This window comes from Paenibacillus sp. RU5M (assembly GCF_900221055.1).
Taxonomy (GTDB): domain Bacteria; phylum Bacillota; class Bacilli; order Paenibacillales; family Paenibacillaceae; genus Paenibacillus; species Paenibacillus marchantiae.
The window spans coordinates 74,723-93,654 of sequence record NZ_OBQM01000015.1 but is presented as its reverse complement, the minus strand read 5'-3'; the positions used below and the strand labels follow the sequence as shown (position 1 = coordinate 93,654).

The following is an 18,932-nucleotide window of genomic DNA, read 5'->3' as shown; positions in this document are numbered from 1 at the left end:
GATTAGGTCCTGGATTTATACGTTATAGGGTTCAGCCATCGCAACGACAATTTTTCTATCTCCCTTAAATGTTTTTCTGCAGTGCGCCATGAGCATATTGTCCAACATGAGGACATCTCCCTCTTGCCATGGAAAGACTATACTGATTTCCTCGTACAGTCCTTGGATTTCATCAATTAAAGAATCCGGAATTGTGCTACCATCTCCGAAATACGTATTGCGAGGAAGATTGTCATAACCCCGTTCTTCTATAAGCCATTCTCTGGCCTCTAAAAGCAGACTAGAGACATGAAATAAATTAGCTTGATTGAACCAGACCTTTTCCTTAGTGAGGGGGTGAATGGCTACTGAATCACGAACGGTTCGCGTCCGCAAATGATCTTTAGATATCCATTCGAATGCAATCCCATTTTTTTGGCAATACTGTTCTACGATCTTTTGGTTTTCTGTCTAGAAAACATTTTGCCAAGACAAATCCAAGATACCGTCGAATTCCTTACACACATTACTTGCTTTTCGATAAATTGTTTTTTAATGGATGCATCTAGCTTCTGCAATAACTCTCTACTGTCTGCAATCGGAGTTTCCCCACCTACCTCGGCATTGATCTGGCAAGAAAACCATATCTTCATAGGCCATACTTTTGAATAAAGCTTTCATTATGCATAGGTATACACTGGTCCTTAGGATATTCAGTGGAAGTATAGATATTATCCTGAACCTCAGTTCGTGGTGTAGATCGTTCCTTATACTCTAACAATTCTGAACTGAAAATTTGCGTGATTTCACTAAACTCTGAGATCGATGCCTTGGGGAAATTCCGAAACAAAACGCCTCCTCTTTGTAGCAATACCTCTTCTAATTCCTTCTTGTTCTCTGTAACCCATTGATTCAGTTTGATTTCTTTATCCATGGGAGTATATGTGTAGAGTGATCCTGCGGTGTATTTAATATGGAATTACCAATGCTTCTCATAATGATAAACCTCCTGATTTCATAAGTTTTTCGAGAACTTAATCTTTTCTTTTTGGAAATAGAATGCTATATCCCCCGCAAAGGAAACATCCCCCTGCAGCTACGACCATGAAGATTGCACCCACAACCAAGCTTGAAGGAGCCCAAACGCTCAGGAAACTCCAGGGATACCCGTGATATAAAACAGTAGGAGATAAGTAGATGGCCACAGTGAAAATTGCATATCCAACAGATAACAACGTCAGTTTAATTCCCGCATTCAAGGATGGTTTTTGGAAAGATCTATGCTTGTCCTTATACATTCGAGAACAGAAGAATAATGACAGCGCGATCACAAGCAAGCTCAATACAAGAAGCACTCTCATCACATTATTTAATATTAGAAATAGATCTACTTCGGATGGAGTCGGCGTGTTCCCTAATAAAATTTGCTCAATTCCCATAGCTATTGAAAATACAGCCTCTGAATTCAGGTTGGCCATCACGGTTACCCCTATTTTTTTCCCTTTATTCAATAACATGTAAGATGAAAATCCCGGATTTGCTCCTGAATGTTCAAGTTGCTCACCTTCAAATGAATAAATCTCCCATCCAGCGGCATATGGCGCTCCTTCTTGTATCCCCTCCAGAGTGCTATCCTTCATGTGTGATTCCAAAATGACTTCACCAAAACCAGGTACATTGACCATCCCCAATTGGATCTTCATCCACTGACGCATATCCTCAGCATTGGACACAATGTATCCAGCTGGCGTATTCCCGCGATAGGATGGTCCGTCATAGGATGCTGCGCCGAAAAAACCTAACTTATGTCCAGAAGCCATATTTTCCTCTGACTGAACTTGTGCCTTAGGAAAAGTATTCAATAATCCCAACGGATTGAATATATTTTCTATCATGTATTCTTCGTAACTCATCCCAGAAACTTCTGCAACAATGAGACCGATAATATCGTAATTCAAGGTTGCGTATTCGAACATTTGCCCTGGCTTGTTGACAAGTTGTACAGGTACCATTTCCATCAGCATTTGCTTCAAGGCATCAGCATCATTGCTTTCAGGGATTAGAGTTATGGAATCAGTAGGAATTCCGCTTGTATGGTGTAACAATTGCCGAATGTTAATGTCTGATTCGGTGCCATCCAAAACGGCCGTGAACCAAGGCAAATGTGCTGTTACGTTATCATCCAGGCTAAGCTTGCCCTGTTTAACCATGTGGAGTAATGCAAGCCCGGTAAAAGCTTTGGAATTGGAACCAAGTTCAAAAAGCGTCCTTTCATCAACGGCTTTGTTCCCGGAACTACGAAATCCATAACCTGCACTATATTCAAACTTATCTAAAACAATAGAAGCTGATAATCCAGGAATTTTCAATTTTTCCATTTCCCTATTAATAAACATATCAATAGATTTTTCAAGATTATGTGTTAAGGATTCAGCATACCCAACATAGTTATTACTCAAAAATACAACTAGAATTAGTAAGGTAAACATACGACGGAATTTCATATATAGAACCTCTCTCTTTTTATTGGCTTATCAAGAAAATAATGCATCCAAGTCCTCCTGGTTTAATTTATGTTCTGTAAGATCTACAATAGGGTCGCTTACAACTGAACGGATGAGAGAAATCTCTGTTAGTTTATTTTGTATTTTATTCATCCATAGTTGAATGGTATTTACAGAGAAATCATCTTCTTTATAGTTGATTTGAATATACAATTGTCCACTCATGACATAAATATTGATGTCCAGCAAACAGTTTAAATCATTGTAGGGACAAACATCGGCGCTAGTATTTGTATCTGAGGGTGTAAACCACGTACCAGCAAGGCCATTGTCCATCTCACCAAGATAGTTCAGTCGGACTAATCTTCTCTCTTCCACCCCTGATACATCTTTTAAATAATAATGTATTCCGTAACCCATTCCATTGAGAGGTATACTGTTCAGTTCATTGGCAATAGCAATAATCTGATCTGTTAAATCTCCCGATTCAACAAAGAAGTTAACGGGAAACAAACTGGTGAACCATCCGACTGTACGATTAATATCGAGCGTATGATCGAACATTTCCCTGCCATGGCCTTCCAGCATTACAGAGATGTTGCTCTCCTTCGTTAGCTCCCATATGCTGAGAACAACAGCTGCAACAATTAAATCTTTTGATGTCGTCTGCAGATTTTTGTTCACCGTGGACATAATGAGTTTTGTTATACTTTCTTGAACTATCCTTTGTTCCTGAACACTTGGTGAGTGAGATCGTTCGGTCTGTAGCTTATCTTTTAAATCTATATAGTGAATTTGGGAAACAACTTTGTTCCAATACTCTCTATCTTTCCTGGCAGCAGGACTCTCAGCGTATTCCAATAGTTTACCAGCCCATTCTTGATAAGAGCTTCCTTTGGATATCCGAGAAATATGAGATTGTTCCCCCTCCCTAATCAATGAATCCAGATCCTCCAGTAGAATTCTCCACGATATTCCGTCTACAATCAGATGATGTGCAATGAACGATACCTTAATACCATGTGGAGTATCGTAATACACGCAATAAAATAAGGAGGGTGAATCCATTGAAATACTCTCTTTGATCTCCTTATCGTATTTGATCATACTTTCCAGATAATCTCCCTCTTCTTCTAAGCGCAGATCCATGTATTTCATTACGGATGTCAAGGGAAAAACATCTTGATATTTTAACTGCATTGTTTCTTTGTCCAACGTAATTCTTAAAGAATCATGAACATCAACCAGTTGAGAAATAGCATGGCAAAATTGGTTGTAAGAAATATCTTCCTTAAGATTGATATGGACGGATTGCAAGTAATAATCCTTGTTGCTTATACTGCCTTTAAGAAACCATTGATTGATCGGCGCAGGAGGAATACTTCCCTTACACTGGGCTGGTTGAGTTGTTTGTTCAGTAACACGCTCCTCTGCCATCTCAGCATGCTCTCCAACAATTGGAAATAAAAGTATATCTTTGGCCTTCAATTCAATTCCTTGCGTGTTAAGCAGAGAGGAAACTTGTATGGCTTTGATGGAGTCCCCTCCGATAAAAAAGAAATTGTCATCCAGAGATATATTTTCTGTTTTTAAGATTTCTTCCAATGCGCTCAATACCTGTTTTGCGATTTCAGATGGGCCACTGCGATTCTCAACACCCTGTGATAACTTAGGCATTGGTAGTTGTGAACGATTTATCTTTCCATTGGTCGTGACAGGTAAACGTTCCATTATCTCAAAATGCGAAGGAATCATATAACTTGGCAAGAGAAGCGATAACGATCTCTTTAACTGATTAGTAGAAATGGATTCTAGCAACTCCAAATGTGCAATCAGCATATCTGAGCCATTGGATAATGAATGTTTCGTTACTACCGCTTCTTTAACGCCTTCAAGTCCACACATGATATTTTCAATTTCTAACACTTCGATCCGATAACCATTAATTTTCACTTGATCGTCTGCCCGGCCTACATAAAATAAGTTTCCGTCTTCGACGTAATAACCTATATCCCCCGTTTTATACATCCTTTGACCGAGTACGAATGGATTAGGTAGAAACTTTTCATTTGTTAAATCACCTTGATTTAAATACCCCCTAGCAACACCAGCTCCCGAAACAAAAATTTCACCTTTTGTATACAAAGGAACCGGTTGTAACTCACCATCCAGAATATAGATTTGAGTGTTTTGTATAGGTTTTCCAATACTTACGGATCCGCCTCTAACCAAAGCACTATCGTATCGGTAAATCATACATCCCACTACAGTCTCTGTCGGCCCATATTCATTAAATATATTGATATCCCGACCAAACATTTCAAGCACATTTTCGGCAAGCTGTACTTTTAAATCTTCCCCTCCAACGATTAACGTTCTGAGTGAATTTCCATATCGCCCATGTTCAATCAGCAGTCTTAGGTGAGATGGAGTAAGCTTAATTACGGTGGATTGGTTATCCGTTATGACTTTATCCAACACAAACCCACTATCAGATTCACTGTAAATAATAGCTTTGCTTCCGCAAATTAACGGTGTAAAAATCGAAGTTAAAGTTAAATCAAAAGAAAATGACGAATAGACCGGAAACACTTCAATTTCGTCCACATATGTTGAGCAAGCCCACGTCGTGTAATTAAACAATCCACCATGTTCTACCATGACTCCTTTAGGAATACCCGTTGAGCCAGAAGTATATATAATGTAAGCAAGTTGGTTTTTGGCTGGAATAACCGTTAAATTATTCGTTGTTGTTCCCTCATATGTTGTTTCTAAAGAAATATCAATCACATTGATATTATTACTACATTCATTAATTCCACCTAAATTAGTTAAGATAGCGCTAACATTACTATCCTCAAGCATATATCTTTTTCTTTTTGAAGGAAGTTTAGGATCGATGGGTAAAAATGCCGCTCCAGCTTTCAATACAGCCCATATCGCTATAATAGCTTCCAGAGAATGCTCTGAGATAATAGCTACAACCTTCTCTGATCCAATGCCAAATCTGGAAAGGTTACGTGCTAATGCATTGGATTTTAGATTAAGCTCCTCATATGTTAACCTGGTCTCACCGTACTCAAGCGCAATTCGTTCTGGATGAAGTGCCGCTTGCTTGTAGAATAATTCAACAATACTATTTCCTTCTGTCTGGTGATCCTCAGTATCATTCCATTGATGAATAATTTCTTTTTCAAGCTCTGGCTCCATAATTCTTAAATCTTTTACCTTTGCCCCATTATCTATGATGACCTGCTCTATCAAATATAGATAGACAGATGAGAAGTGTTGAATCTGAGCGTCTGTATAGTCGTCCGTCTTATACTCAAAGTCGAGTCGGATATGCCCATCCTGGTACCAGTCTTTAACAAAAACTTGAAGCGAATAAATCTGATGACCGGAGAAAAAGTCCAACGTTTTAATGTCAATTCCGTCACAATGCTCAGGAAGTGCTGCATTGCTGTAATTGATACAATGTTGAAATAGTTGATCCTTACCTTGTTGCTTGAGCAAAATATCTTCAATTAAAATATCGTAAGGATATTTCTGATGAAAATAACAATCATTTAGTTCTTTGTGGACCTGAATCATAAATGTCGAATCTTGAATTTCTGGATCAATGTTCATTTTTAAGGGCATTGTGCTGGTATACATCCCAAAGCTTGCCCTCTCCTTGCGTCCAGAACGATTAAACACAGGAGTCCCCAATATGAGCTCCTCTGTCTTATCCATCTTGGACAAGTGAAGAAACAATACACCAGTGAAAAATGCTGCATTTGTTATAGCTTGATTTTGGATATAGTTCCTAATGCTGTTTGAACGGTTAGCATCAATGATCGTTGTTAACCTACGAGCTTGCGTGTTCTCGCTGCTTTTAGATTGAGCAACCTTAGTCAAATCTTCGAAACGTTTCGTCCAAAAGGTTTTGTCCTTTAAAAATCTCGAAGAGTTCTTGTATTTTTCTTCCCTATGTAGATAATCAGTAAATAATAACTGATCTGATTTAACTTCTTTCCCAGAAAATTTGCTTTGATATATATCAACGACTGACTCCGCGATGAGCTTCACAGACCAACCATCGCCAATCAGATGATGCACTTTAAAATAACATCCGGCATTACCAGACTGATCAATGAAAACGATAAAACAAAAGAGTGAACTTTCAATCAATTCAAAAGGTTCGTTAAAGTGATTGGTAAACCACGTTTCAGAATCGATCTGCCTCTCTCTAAAATCGATGAAGGTGACTTCATGTTCAGTTTCATCAACATATTGATATACGTTATTAAACCTCCGTTTCAAACGAATACGCAAGTTAGCATTGTTATCAATCAGCTCCTTAATGCTATCTTTCAGTAATGTCAGATCCATTTCTTGTTTGAAATAAAATGCGCCGCCTAAGTTATACAGAGAACTCTTTGAATATATATTCTCTATGATCCATACTCTTTTTTGTGGATGAGACAATGGATATAGCAATATAAACACCCCTTATTTACATACAATTGTTAATTAAAACTTGTTGTTATTTTAATCAGATAATGGTGTTATTTGTCGTAAAATTGATTATAATGGAATAATAAATCCCATTTTTCTTCTATAGGAGATATTATAAACCAACTTTTTTCAAAAAAAATGCTTTTTTTGCTTTTATGTAAAATTGGATACATAATTAAAGATATGTTATTTTAATCTATATATGATTCTAAAATTTGTAATTAATATTCATTTCTTCACTGAACTATGTACATGTAGTTTGAAAAATGTTACGGATTACAATCTTAGGTCTATTAAACTTGTAAAGGAGTAACCATGCATGAAGTTTGTTACGGTTTCTGCATATAGTGTAGAAAATATTTTTCCTAAGACCGAAATATTTTGTTCCTCTATACACCATCAGGCTTACGCAATTATTGTTCCTTCTTCGACTTTCGTATCTTACGATGGTAATGAGCTACTTATAAATAAAATGAGCATACTTGTAGGTAAAAATTTCAGTCTGCAGAACTTAGGTTCTTCTTATGCAGAGATTCGCAAGATAACTTTTAACCATTCGTTTTCTGACCTTGATCAATATCCTTTGGTCATCCAAGCTTCTTCTAAAACAATGAGAAACATAAACAAACTGTCTAAATTAATTTGCGGGCCGTTAGCTGGACGGTACATTGCTGAAACAGAAGAGCAAATTGAAACCCTTCTTCGTGCAAATATTGAGACTTTTAGTAGGCGATCTCTATATGCGAATACAAAAGAACAGACAAGAACAATTGACAGTCGTTTGATTATGGTACATCGTTATATCCGTAAACATTATGCAGAACCACTCACGCTACAATTACTTGCTGAATTAATCTATTGCAATCCAGTTTATTTAAGCAATAGTTTCTCTAAAATATTTGATATATCACCTATGAGGTACTTACAACAAGTCCGGATGAAACGTGCCTGTGATCTTCTAAAAACATCCAACTTGAATATCAAAGAACTCACTATTGCCATCGGGTATATTTCAAATTCTCAGTTTTCGAGTATCTTTAAGAAACACTTTTCTTTTACTCCAGCAGAATATCGGAGATTTATCCGCATGAACTGCAACGAAGGGGAGAGTGTAACTCATTGACCGAAGATCTAAAAGATATCGTAATTAAAAATATCGCCCAGTGTCTGCAAGTTACTAACATCAAAGAAATTGATATGCATGATAATTTAAATGACTTAGGGGTATGTTCTATTAAAATGATAAGACTGATTGTAATTTTAGAAGAACATTTTGATATCATTTTTAATGATGAAGAGTTGTTATTTGAGAACTTTAACACTTTATCAAATATACTTAACATAATTCAATTGAAGTTAAAATAAGTTTTAAACACTTTAATAACAGGTGAAATTTCCTGTGCCTCTAATTAGCAACGCTTCAGACAAATCCACACTGGAAAACAAATAATACATGACTTCTTATACTTACTAAAAATTAAGAAAGGTGATCTCTGAATGACAGAGTTCACCTTTCTTAATTTTTTATAAAATGATTAATTTAATCTACTTCAGCTAGGTTTTTCTCTACTTCCTCAAGATCTGATAACAGTTCCTGTACTGCAATCCGTTCCTCGTTCTCAATCTTTTCGATCAATTCAATTATATTTTTTATATGATTTGTTTTTTCTGAAATACTGTGCTTTATACACAAATTCCTAAGAATTAAGCATAGCTGTTTAATTTCTCCGTAAGCCTTTTCATGAAAATCAAATCTGGTAATATATTTTTTTTCATCGAGAAAAACCAAACTCCTTAACATCACTTCTTTATGGTCAAAGAGCAAATGGAGAGATCTAATCAGACTAAATTCAAATAAAGCATTTTCTGTAATATGTTTTCTTAAAAAACGATAAACCCCTATTCCCCAAGCATCCGTATCTTTTCCAGGTTCTTCAATCAACTTATAATCGTTAGAGGATTTTTTTTCATGCAAATATTCATGCAACTGTTTAATCAGATAAGCTAGATCAAACTTGAATTCACTTTTTCGTTCATTGAATTGCAAAAGCTGAACCCCTTTGAACCATTCCCCCTCAGAATGAGGACTTAAAAATGCTCCGTTAACGCTATTAAAAGATGCTTTCGAGAAGGAATATTTAGAATTAAAAAAATCAGCTACGTAAAACATTTGGTTTTCTTTGTTATATCCATATATCAGCATATCATGTGGCGTATGCACTCTTCTAAAATTATCATAGGCTGCAATGTAGTATTGATCTATGCTTAAATACACATAATTTTCTTCATCAATTGCATCAATAATAAACTGTGTTATATTATCACACCACTTTACCAAAACGTTCTTATGATAGTGGTGCAGTACAAATAATCTATAGTGTTCTCTAAAAACAGGAGTATAAAATTGTATGTAAACCTCTGGAGTCTCCCATGCTACTAACTGCACATGATTATGACACAACCACGGAAAAAAAACATCTTCATGAGTACAAAGAATGGCAGTCATGTTTGCAAACGCAGGAAGTGAGGTAATCATAGGATATTTAATCGGTAGTTCTTTTTCTGTTAGCATCCTTATCTTTCTCTCCTAATCATAACAGTTAATTCTAAGAGTTTACTTACAAAAAAATTCTTTCTTCCAATTTCCATTTCTATCATACCAGAATTCATTTGTAAATGAAAAGGCTTTCACAAATAATCAAAATATATTTTCTGTAGCTAGGGAGAATCTTCAAATTTAAGCAAGCAACACGATAATGAAAGCCAATAAAAAAACATAGCATACATGTTAAATTACCATAGCAAGACATTAAACTAAAATAATTCTTTACTTCATTAAAGAAACAGATCGCCTATTTTGTAAGTATCGGGCTCTGAGTCCTCATGGTTCTGGTTCCTCCGATCCTGACCATCGTATTTATCTCAAGACAAAGCTATAAGCTAACGATTACGTTTATGAACCTGGCCCTTTTTTTGGCGTTATGTTCATTCAGAATTCCCTCCTCTTGTTCACATCTTCAAGTTGCTTAATCTGTTTCTCCAAAAGCCCAGCAAGGTGTATCTTAAGCAGGAAGGCCCTACGCGAGAATACAACCAGAAGGATCTGCGGTTATAGTATTCGATTATCCTGATTTAGAAAGGAATTGAAACGGTGTTGAAATCCAGAAAAAACGTGGTGATGTTTTCTGCCCTTGCCGTTGTAATCATTGCAGGAAGCGTGGTCTTATGGGGTCTGTACGGTGCAGAATCGACCGATAATCCTGATGATGCCGAACTGGCGAGTTAGTAAAATAAAGTGACGATTTATCGCGTCGATAACCTTTCGGCGAACTCTGTAGTATTCAACAACTTTGACGATCTGTCTGTGATGTCAGATCTTATAGATGTAGGCACAACCGTGGATGATGTTATGAAGCGGGATCACCGAATGACCCACTTTGACGATGGAACGATGCCTATACTACTCTCCAGATTCTGAAGAAATCTGAAGAAGTTTCAGCCGACTTGAGCGAACTCAACATCATCGAACTAGTAGGGCTCAATGGCACAACCAAACTGACTGTTAACTGAGGGACTACAGGCATATCAATAATAATCTGGGGAAGTTTAGCCTTGAGGGCGATCCCTCAGCTTCACTCCAATCGTTAAGCCAAATTCAGGAACACTTGGAATACCGGAAAAAGGTGCTCGCAATATATGACCTGGATTAAACGGTTGAATGTACAAGGGATTAGGTAATAATAAAAAAATAAGGTCGTTCCTGAGAAGTACTGGAACGTCCTTGTTGAGTAGGCTTACCTACAAAGTGAATGTGCCCTTTGTATTACAACGATGCTTGATAAATCTAAACCACGTCTTCACGCTGCAATTTGTTAAAAAAGCCGAATGGACCAAAACGCATCGCTTTATCAGCCATAGCATCTATCTGGCTATCGTCGATGTCATAGTCAGCCAGAAGGCTAGGTGCACCAATTGAGGTCCAGAATTTACGCAGCGCTTCAATGCCTTCTTCAGCAACCTATTTATCTGACTTCCCTGTAGGATTCACATTAAATACATTAACAGCCATGCGTTTGAAGCGATCTACATCCACATCCAGATTATGCTTCATCCAGTGCGGGAACAGAATGGCAAGACCTCCCCCATGCGGAATGTCGTACACGGCGGACACGGCGTGTTCAATTTTGTGAGATGCCCAGTCCCCGGCAAGACCCATATTCAGCACATCGTTAAGAGCCATTGTTCCACAATAGAGAATGGTCTCGCGCAGTTCATAATTTTCGGGATCTTTGCTCAGAAGAGGCGCAGTTTCAATTACCGTGCAAAGAATGGTCTCACAGAATCCAAGCTGAACAGGTGTATTAGTATCCAGATGGAAGTAGTGTTCAAACACATGAGACATCATATCCACCATACCTTATACGGTCTGATCCAAAGGTACGGTATATGTATTCACCGAATCAAGAATGGAAAACGCCGGAAAGGAATACTCGCTGAACCAGGCCCACTTCTCCTGTGTGTCCTGATTGATAATTACCGAACCATTATTCATCTCTGACCCCGTCGCAGCCATGGTCAAAACCGTTCCAAGCGGAAGTCCGCCTTGAGGAGTTGCTTCGCGCACAACAATATCCCACATGTCTCCATCATATTTGGCCCCTACTGCGATCGCTTTAGCACAATCAAGCACACTACCACCGCCTACAGCAAGAACCAAATCAATGTTATTCGTTTTGTACAGCTCCACGCCCTTATGAACTGTGGAAAGACGTGGATTCGGTTCTACACGAACCATTTCCGTTACCTCTGCTCCGATTTCATTCAACTGCCCGATCACTTGATCGTACAGCCCGCTCCGTTTGATGCTGCCACCACCGTATACAAGCAAAACACGTTTTCCGTATTTTGGAACTTTAGTTTTTAGTGCTTCAATCTGCCCTTTGCCAAAAATCAGCCGGGTAGGATTGTAAAATTGAAAAGATCTTATAACGTTATATGTTCCTCCAAAGAAGTCTGAAATTTTGTGCATCCATCATTATAGTTCTCTTTATTCGTAAAAACAAATGGGGCGTTCATTGCCTTATCGAATAGCTACTGCGATATTCTTTTATTCTCTTCGACAAACTATGCATCTTATATATGACACTATTAACATTGCTTTTAAACTGATGAGCAGGAAGGAGCGATCAGATGAGTAAGGAATCTATCACAGTACAAGCATTAATAAAACAAACCATCCATCAGTATATATCCTCGGATGCTCACATCCTATCATATTGAATTCTTAGTCAATGGAGTGCAAAAGGACATTTCTGTCATTACGAAGAGAGCCACGTTCATTGAACGCTCTGCATTGTCCAGATTATTTTCACAAGGCGCTAATGTGCCATTTAGTCTAACAAGTGAGCCTCATACTGAAGATCGCAGCTTGATCTGCATTCAGGATGTGGACTACCAAACCGATTATAGCCATCTGGATATGGATCTGCTTCAGAATAAAGAATTACGAGCGCTGGCTTACATACATGGAACGAATATGGGGTTAAAAAAAGAAATGCCCTGGATACCCACTGTGGATCAGAATCATATCATCGATATGATGGAAAATCGTTGGAGACCTTCGTGGAACGCCGCCATAGAAAACCCAGAATTCATTGCGGAATTTGGATTACCGATCATATCGGAAATTGAAGCTGTAGCCAGTAACATCGTAGATGATCTTGAAGTTCTGATTAGAGATGAACATATGCATACGATGATCCATAATGATCTGAATCCCGGAAACGTACTGGTACATAATAATGAGGATGTCTATTTTATTGATTGGGAGGAAGCAAGATACGGCTCCTTGTTCTTCGATATTCCTCTACGCTGTAGCCATATGAGACAAGTAGACATCTATCGGGAGGCCCTAAGTTCCCACAGATACGATATTCCACAAGATCAATTCGAAAAGTATTTCTCCCTGGCATCCCGATACCTTGGCATCGGCTATATGAGTTGGAACCTTGGGGTATGGGAACAACACTCATATGCAAAAGACGACTTAAAAAAGTATATGAAGATGGTAACTCAACCTTTGTTCTACTAATCCCCTCCTCATTCCAAGTTAAGCATAAGATGAATTCACTGTTTTACCGAAAAAAAAGCTCCTGCCACCAGAAGTGACAGGAGCTTACATGATAGGGATTCAGTATGAACATCATATGCTTCCCTGACCTAAATGCCATACATTTCTCACAGATAATTATGAACTGGTGTTTAACCCAGATCTGCAATTCGCTGTTTAATGCGCGGAAATAAACCAAAAGCATTCTCGTAAAATACCTTCTCATGATGCTGCTCCGGCACAAGTCGACGGACGAATTCCGCATACAAATCGATCGGCGCGAGCGGCCAGTCGGTTCCGAACAGCATTTTCTCGTAATGATCCGAATACACCAGCGCCCGGCGGAAATGATCCATGAACAAGGGTTCGCTCATAAACCGTTCAAAATGAGGCCGATCACCGACAACAAGGCCTGACAAATCTGCGTAAACGTTCGGATTTTTCGCCACGACTTCAGCGGCATCCATCACCCAAGGATCACCCAAATGACAGATCATAAAATTAACACCGCGCTGTTGAAAGGCTAATTCGTCCACGGTCAGTGGATGTGCATACTTAAGCAATCCATTCATCGAGTACGTATCCCCCGTATGAATGACCACCGGCAAATTATACTTGGCTGCCAGTTCATAGACCGGTGTGTAGATCTTGTCATACACGTAGTGATGATAGTACCCCGCATATAGTTTAATTCCGGCTACCTCAGGAGCTTGCAATCGTGCTTCAATCCGGTCCAGCTCGGCCTGAACGTGTTCACCACCCAGGTGGTTTGGATTAATGCCGACGCATTCCATCAGGAATGAAGGAACCGTTTCTTCCAAATCAAGTCCCATCGGGTTGGGAGAACTGGAATCCGGGAATGCTCCCTTTGTCTGCTCCGTAACCCCCATTCCGATGCCAAGAATAACGTCGTTCTTATCAAACTCCGCCTTGAGGCCAGCGGCAGAGTAATCCACTTTCGATAAATCTATTGCCGTTCGATGAAAGCTGTCGATGTCCGACAGATGAATGTGAATGTCAATAATCGGCATGTTAAGCCTCCTTTTCACCTTTTGAAGTTGCAAAGTCTAGCTGCAGAAGGCCACGTACATCCTCTGGATTCAGAGGAATTTGCCCCAAGATCAGATAGGTCGGCTCTGTCCAGACCGTTTCCCCGTTCAGCAGTGGCAGATTGTGATACACATTGTGACCAAGCACCACATTGTTCACAAACCCCGCAGCATTCTGATTAGGGTAACGATTCACTGCATGCAGCATGTCTTTACGCGAAACTGAACCCATTCGCAAGAAACCTTTGGACTGAAGATATCCATCTAGCTTTCCAAGAGGGTACCGCCCTTGCTCGGGGTGTTCCAGCCAACCATCAGCAAAGACAGGCGAGGGTTTGAAGAAATGTTCCTCGGCTAGCGAGTAATCCAGCGCCAATCCGCTTTCGTTCGTAACCGAGTGCAACTCACAGAGAACAGGAACGCCGGGCAGCATGAGGTAATGCTGCTGTACCGTGATTCCTCGATTCGCTTCATGCTTCTCGATGCGGGTTGTGATCTGAATTCCTTTCCAGACGTTACCGAATTCATCCTTCTGCTCCGTCCAAGTTGCGCTTCTTTGTTCCAACTGACGGCTGAAACCGTTCATAGCAGGGATACCTACACCAAGTCCACCGTACCATGGATTCCACCAGGAACGCGGTGCTGCTTCCGGATACGTGCTGTCCAGCCATTCTTCACCCTGGTACTTCAAGGAATGCACGACACTTCCGAAACCAGGGGCAGCTGCCATCGAAAGAACTCCGTTGCTCACCGTGTACACAGAACCTGCTGGACCTTCCTCAATCACGCAATCAACGGCTGTTCCTGTCTGCGGATACCAGAGGGCTGTACGTTCATGAATCCGATCTTCGCCTCGATATACGGCCCGAACCTTCCAGCCCAATTCACTTTCTCCTGTCGCATCCTTTTCCTCAGGGGAGAACTGCAATTTAGCAGAGCGCAGATCCTGCTCTCGATTTAATTCCATATCAGCAGCTAAATGCTCTGGTGTGCCACCATTCTGCACGTACAGTTCCAGGTTTCCAGCGAGCGGGACCATCTTCCGTTCAATCAGTTCTGCTGTCAGCACATCCTGGGCAAACGGATTGCCACCACCCAATGCCAGCTCAAGATGGTTGTCCAGCTTCGGTACAACCGGGCTATGCCGTTTTTGAGCGAATGATCGGAAATCCTGCCATTTGGCAAAGGTATTCAGAGCAAATACGGTCGCCTTTGTTTGCACAACGGCTCCTGCTGGAATCCGGCCTAGCTCATGCTGTAACCCCAGTGTGTGTTCCGGACGAAGCAGCTTCAGCGAAGGGTCCCAATAGATACCGCAAGCACCATACTCCTCCTTGCAGAACAGCCAGTTCTCTGTAATTTGGGCGCTGTCCCAGTGGCTCGGATCGCCAGAGTACGCATCGCCCATATCTACATAACGGCCTTGGTACGGGAGAATAAGCCGGTTGCCGAAGAAACCAAAGTTCGTCATCAAGAACATATTCTCTTCCAGCTCTGCGCTGCGCGTATTCCCAATTTCGTGGTAGAACTCCGCAATTCCGTTGGCAGACAGCTTGACCACGGACTTGATCTCTATACCAGGGAAATCTTCCGATTCATACAGTGCTTCGAGAACCTGGTTTTCTCCCTCCGGATAGATGTTCACTTCCTTGGCTTGTTTCTTGGAGAACTCTTCTGCAAATGGCTTACCGAGCTTCGGATAGGTCCACCAGAACGTGTGAACCGAGCCAGGATATTCAATCCACATGTTGTTCTCTTGCTTGCTCATATGGAGGGAGAATGCACCGTTCACGGCCACCCACTGTTCCCCATTTTCCCCACCGTAACGTCCTTGTGTTCCCTTCATTAGAACAGACAGCTTGGTTGTAAAAGATACCTCTTGTCTATCCGTCGGAACAGCTGTTACCTCTACTTCTCGCGAATAGAGACCATACGAACGCAAGGTGAACGCTACGGGAACAGATGCTTTGCCTTTTGCAGGGACCGTGAGGCGCACCGAGCGTTCTGCCCACTCTAGGAATTCTTCTTCTGGCAAGTCAAAAGTGAACACTGCTTCGGAATCAAAATTATTCTCCACGTTCAGGTATAGCTCAGCAGGAACGCTTGTATAGAGCTCTTTCACGGGCAACGCCGTGTTGATCTTGGCCGGGAATTTCGGGGCAACGCCCCTACGAAACTCGGCTTTCCTGCCACCGATCAGCCATGTGCTCGTCACAACGGGATGGGTCTTATTCGGACTTTGCTCCTCTTGAACCGGATCTAGGTGGAATTCGCCCTCCACGATTACCGTTTCTCCCGGAGCAACCGCTCTTGCAACGTCCAGCGTAAAACGAATATTTTTGTTGTCCTGACCCTTGATCTCGAACTTCAGCTCGGATGCTGAGCGGTTTGTGATTCGGTAGCGAACCTTGTATGTGGAACCAAATACGAGATCATGATCGTCGATCTCTGTGGTAATTTCGTACTCCGGTGTTTCGAGAGCTGTCAGCCCGCGACCTGATTTCTCGAATTCGGCTCGCAAGGAGATATCTCCCTTTTTCCAGGAATAATCAAAGAAATCGAAACCACGCTCCCGTCGGCCATCCGGCTCGATGACGAGTTCACGGGTGCTGTCTGCGTACCAATCCAGCTCCTCAAAATAAGGAGCAAGTGCTTCCGTCTGCAAGATGGTCGGGATGAAGTTCATCAGATGCACATTTTCATCCTTTTTCTCCCAGAAGAACCCGCATTTCTTATACATCGGTACAGCCTTGGTGTTACCTGCCCATGTAAACAGATCTAGGCGAGGCCATCCCGCTTCCACAGTCTTGCGAACGGCGTTCAGGATCAGATTACGTCCGACCTTGTAGCCGTGATAATCGGGGCGCACATTCAACAGCGGTACATACAGGGCATTCTCGTCATAGCGGTAGTGGGCAAAACTGCAGAAGCCAACAACCTCTTTCTCATGAACGGCGAGAAATACATGAAGATTGGACGAAGTCTCCATCTCCCGGCGAACGGTATCCTCCGTTCTCTGGTTGGTGCCACCTCCCCAACTTTCATTGCTGCGGTTCCACATATCAGCGATTGCAGCGGCGTAGGAGGGATCGTATTCGATAATGCGGATTTGTTCCATGATCGAAGTTACTGTCATATTTGGATCTCCTTATCTTTATCTATAGGATGGTCTTCGTGATCATTCGATATGGCCTTTGCCCGATAGCCGCAGAGATAATACAGGCCATGTTTGAAGAAGCTAACGATAGTCTTATCATACTATAAATGGAAACAATTTCAGAGGATTAAAAATCTTTCTTTCCAACTTATAAGTGCCTTTCGGCTCTTGTTCGAAGCGTCAAGGATGGACGAATCTATTTAGGTATGAAGAAAAAATCCACGTCTCTAAGTTAGACGTGGATTTAGGTAAATGAACAGCTAATAATCTTCAATTATGCCAAAATAGAACGGACATTGCGTAGAACTGATTTCATTGGGATTGGCTCATTAAGCGACATACAACAGTAAAACCCGTTACTTCATTAAATTCATGTTAGTACAGTGGTCGGTCGTATGGCTGGGAATGATCAAAGTAGCTCGTTCCCTTCTGTGCCAAAGTCTATTTCTTCATGTCTTGTATCCTGTTTCACTTTAGAGAGCAACGTCTTTAGATGGTTACGTAGTTCCTCATTGGACTCTACAGGCTTGGTTTTTGGACGCAACAACAATTCATTATCTTCTGTCACCAAAATCTCAATTTCCGAGCCTTCTTCCAGATTAAGACGCTTAAGCAATTGGTTAGGAATGCGAATTGCACTGCTATTTCCCCATTTGCTAAGTGTGGCTGTAGTCATGGCAATCCCACGCCTTTCGTTTGATTGATGCTCCAGGGTTTTCCACTTCATCCCTACCGGGGTACTATGCCATCAACTCGCCTTCGCGAGTTTCGCGCCGCGAATCGATGCTGTAGCGTATACCACGAGCGCTGTCCAGATGAGAGCAAAGCCAACGAGCAAAACCGGCGAGACCGATTCCTTGAATACGAATATACTCAGTAACAGCATGATCGTCGGCCCGATGTATTGAACGAAGCCGAGCGTTGACAGCGACATCCGGGCGGCTGCTCGCGCAAAAAAGAGCAGCGGTAGCGCCGTGACCACGCCGGAAAGAAGCAATTCAATGAACGTAGGTGCAGGCAGCGTCCATGCCGTCGTTTTCCCCACAACGGCCAAATAGATCCAGTAGCCGAGCGCGACAGGCAGGACTACAGCCGTCTCCGAGAATAAGCCTATAGAAGCGTCTTGCTTGATCTTCTTCTTCGCCAGGCCGTACAAGCCAAATGACGCGGCCAGCGAGATCGCGACCCACGGAAACCGTCCATAGTCAATCGCGATGATAAGCACCGCTGCTCCAGCGATGGCAATCGCGAGCCATTGGCCGCGGTTTGGCTTCTCACGAAGGAAGAGAACCGCTAACAAGACGTTCAGCAACGGATTCAAATAATAGCCAAGGCTTGTCTCGACGACATGGCCGTTGTTGACCGCCCAGATGAAGATAAGCCAATTAACTGCAATCAGCATTCCGCTGGCGGTGAGGGACAGAAGAAGCGAGCGGTTAGTTGCAATCCGCTTTATGTCACCCCAGCGACGCTGGGCGGCGACCAGAATACCCATAAAAACGAAAGACCAAACAACCCGATGCGACAGAATCTCGCCTGCCGGAACTTCGCTAAACAACTTCCAATAAAGCGGGAGAACCCCCCACATGATATACGCAATAATAGCGTTGACTAACCCGTTATTCATAATCATTTTT

At 41.4% G+C, this 18,932-nt stretch carries 13 protein-coding genes and 2 pseudogenes; 4 read left to right on the top strand and 11 right to left on the bottom strand.

Going from position 1 to position 18,932, the window contains the following annotated elements; all coding sequences use genetic code 11:
* Positions 1-15 precede the first annotated feature (15 nt).
* From CRO25_RS29270 to CRO25_RS29250, 5 genes and pseudogenes are all read right to left on the bottom strand, one after another.
* Positions 16-390 carry a TauD/TfdA family dioxygenase gene (locus tag CRO25_RS29270; protein WP_372829566.1) on the bottom strand — a complete coding sequence of 125 codons (375 nt, stop codon included), beginning with the start codon at positions 388-390 and terminating at the stop codon, positions 16-18.
* A gap of 38 nt (positions 391-428) precedes the next feature.
* Positions 429-638 (bottom strand): annotated as a pseudogene (locus tag CRO25_RS34350) (TauD/TfdA family dioxygenase); the annotation flags it as partial.
* Positions 629-913, bottom strand: a complete 285-nt coding sequence (locus tag CRO25_RS34345; RefSeq protein ID WP_079697379.1) for a TauD/TfdA family dioxygenase — start codon at positions 911-913, stop codon at positions 629-631. The pseudogene CRO25_RS34350 and the gene CRO25_RS34345, both read right to left, overlap by 10 nt.
* 100 nt (positions 914-1,013) lie before the next feature.
* A complete protein-coding gene (locus tag CRO25_RS29255) occupies positions 1,014-2,483 on the bottom strand; it encodes a serine hydrolase (RefSeq protein WP_079697378.1) in 1,470 nt (489 codons plus the stop codon).
* A gap of 30 nt (positions 2,484-2,513) precedes the next feature.
* Entirely contained in the window at positions 2,514-6,962 is a 4,449-nt protein-coding gene (locus CRO25_RS29250; protein ID WP_179132294.1) for a non-ribosomal peptide synthetase, read from the bottom strand.
* 337 nt (positions 6,963-7,299) lie between these two features.
* On the opposite strand from CRO25_RS29250, the gene CRO25_RS29245 reads away from it, so the two are divergent.
* Positions 7,300-8,103: a helix-turn-helix domain-containing protein gene (locus tag CRO25_RS29245; protein WP_079697376.1), complete on the top strand. Its 804-nt coding sequence runs from the start codon at positions 7,300-7,302 to the stop codon at positions 8,101-8,103.
* Entirely contained in the window at positions 8,100-8,345 is a 246-nt protein-coding gene (locus CRO25_RS29240) for an acyl carrier protein (protein WP_079697375.1), read from the top strand. The genes CRO25_RS29245 and CRO25_RS29240 overlap by 4 nt, the downstream gene beginning before the upstream one ends.
* A gap of 175 nt (positions 8,346-8,520) precedes the next feature.
* Here the strand turns inward: CRO25_RS29240 and CRO25_RS29235 are convergent, their stop codons facing one another.
* The gene (locus CRO25_RS29235; RefSeq protein WP_079697374.1) at positions 8,521-9,552 is read right to left on the bottom strand and encodes a hypothetical protein; all 1,032 of its coding nucleotides are present in this window, start codon (positions 9,550-9,552) and stop codon (positions 8,521-8,523) included.
* A 723-nt stretch (positions 9,553-10,275) separates the two neighbouring features.
* On the opposite strand from CRO25_RS29235, the gene CRO25_RS33120 reads away from it, so the two are divergent.
* On the top strand, positions 10,276-10,458 hold the full coding sequence (locus CRO25_RS33120; protein ID WP_143806612.1) for a hypothetical protein: 183 nt from the start codon (positions 10,276-10,278) through the stop codon (positions 10,456-10,458).
* 366 nt (positions 10,459-10,824) lie between these two features.
* On the opposite strand, the pseudogene CRO25_RS29230 reads toward CRO25_RS33120, so the two are convergent.
* A pseudogene (locus CRO25_RS29230) lies at positions 10,825-11,967 on the bottom strand (iron-containing alcohol dehydrogenase).
* Positions 11,968-12,276: 309 nt separating this feature from the next.
* Here CRO25_RS29230 and CRO25_RS29225 point away from each other — a divergent pair.
* Entirely contained in the window at positions 12,277-13,071 is a 795-nt protein-coding gene (locus CRO25_RS29225) for a phosphotransferase family protein (protein WP_179132293.1), read from the top strand.
* 170 nt (positions 13,072-13,241) lie between these two features.
* On the opposite strand, the gene CRO25_RS29220 is transcribed toward CRO25_RS29225, so the two are convergent.
* The 4 genes from CRO25_RS29220 to rarD form a co-directional block, all read right to left on the bottom strand.
* Complete coding sequence (locus tag CRO25_RS29220) at positions 13,242-14,120, bottom strand: amidohydrolase family protein (RefSeq protein WP_079697372.1); 879 nt, start codon at positions 14,118-14,120, stop codon at positions 13,242-13,244.
* Between the two features lies 1 nt (position 14,121).
* Positions 14,122-17,274, bottom strand: coding sequence for a GNAT family N-acetyltransferase (locus CRO25_RS29215; protein ID WP_079697371.1), 3,153 nt, complete (start codon positions 17,272-17,274; stop codon positions 14,122-14,124).
* Positions 17,275-17,704: 430 nt separating this feature from the next.
* Positions 17,705-18,022: an AbrB/MazE/SpoVT family DNA-binding domain-containing protein gene (locus tag CRO25_RS29210; protein ID WP_063565341.1), complete on the bottom strand. Its 318-nt coding sequence runs from the start codon at positions 18,020-18,022 to the stop codon at positions 17,705-17,707.
* A gap of 21 nt (positions 18,023-18,043) precedes the next feature.
* The gene (gene rarD, locus CRO25_RS29205; protein WP_072734803.1) at positions 18,044-18,922 is read right to left on the bottom strand and encodes an EamA family transporter RarD; all 879 of its coding nucleotides are present in this window, start codon (positions 18,920-18,922) and stop codon (positions 18,044-18,046) included.
* Between the last annotated feature and the right edge of the window lie 10 nt (positions 18,923-18,932).

Excerpts from the sequence above, each read along its gene's own strand:
- CRO25_RS34345 (WP_079697379.1), bottom strand. The coding sequence starts at position 913 with ATGGATAAAGAAATCAAACTGAATCAATGGGTTACAGAGAACAAGAAG.
- CRO25_RS29255 (WP_079697378.1), bottom strand. The coding sequence starts at position 2,483 with ATGAAATTCCGTCGTATGTTTACCTTACTAATTCTAGTTGTATTTTTG.
- CRO25_RS29245 (WP_079697376.1), top strand. The coding sequence starts at position 7,300 with ATGAAGTTTGTTACGGTTTCTGCATATAGTGTAGAAAATATTTTTCCT.
- CRO25_RS29235 (WP_079697374.1), bottom strand. The coding sequence starts at position 9,552 with ATGCTAACAGAAAAAGAACTACCGATTAAATATCCTATGATTACCTCA.
- CRO25_RS29220 (WP_079697372.1), bottom strand. The coding sequence starts at position 14,120 with ATGCCGATTATTGACATTCACATTCATCTGTCGGACATCGACAGCTTT.
- CRO25_RS29215 (WP_079697371.1), bottom strand. The coding sequence starts at position 17,274 with ATGACAGTAACTTCGATCATGGAACAAATCCGCATTATCGAATACGAT.
- CRO25_RS29210 (WP_063565341.1), bottom strand. The coding sequence starts at position 18,022 with ATGAAGTGGAAAACCCTGGAGCATCAATCAAACGAAAGGCGTGGGATT.
- rarD (WP_072734803.1), bottom strand. The coding sequence starts at position 18,922 with ATGAATAACGGGTTAGTCAACGCTATTATTGCGTATATCATGTGGGGG.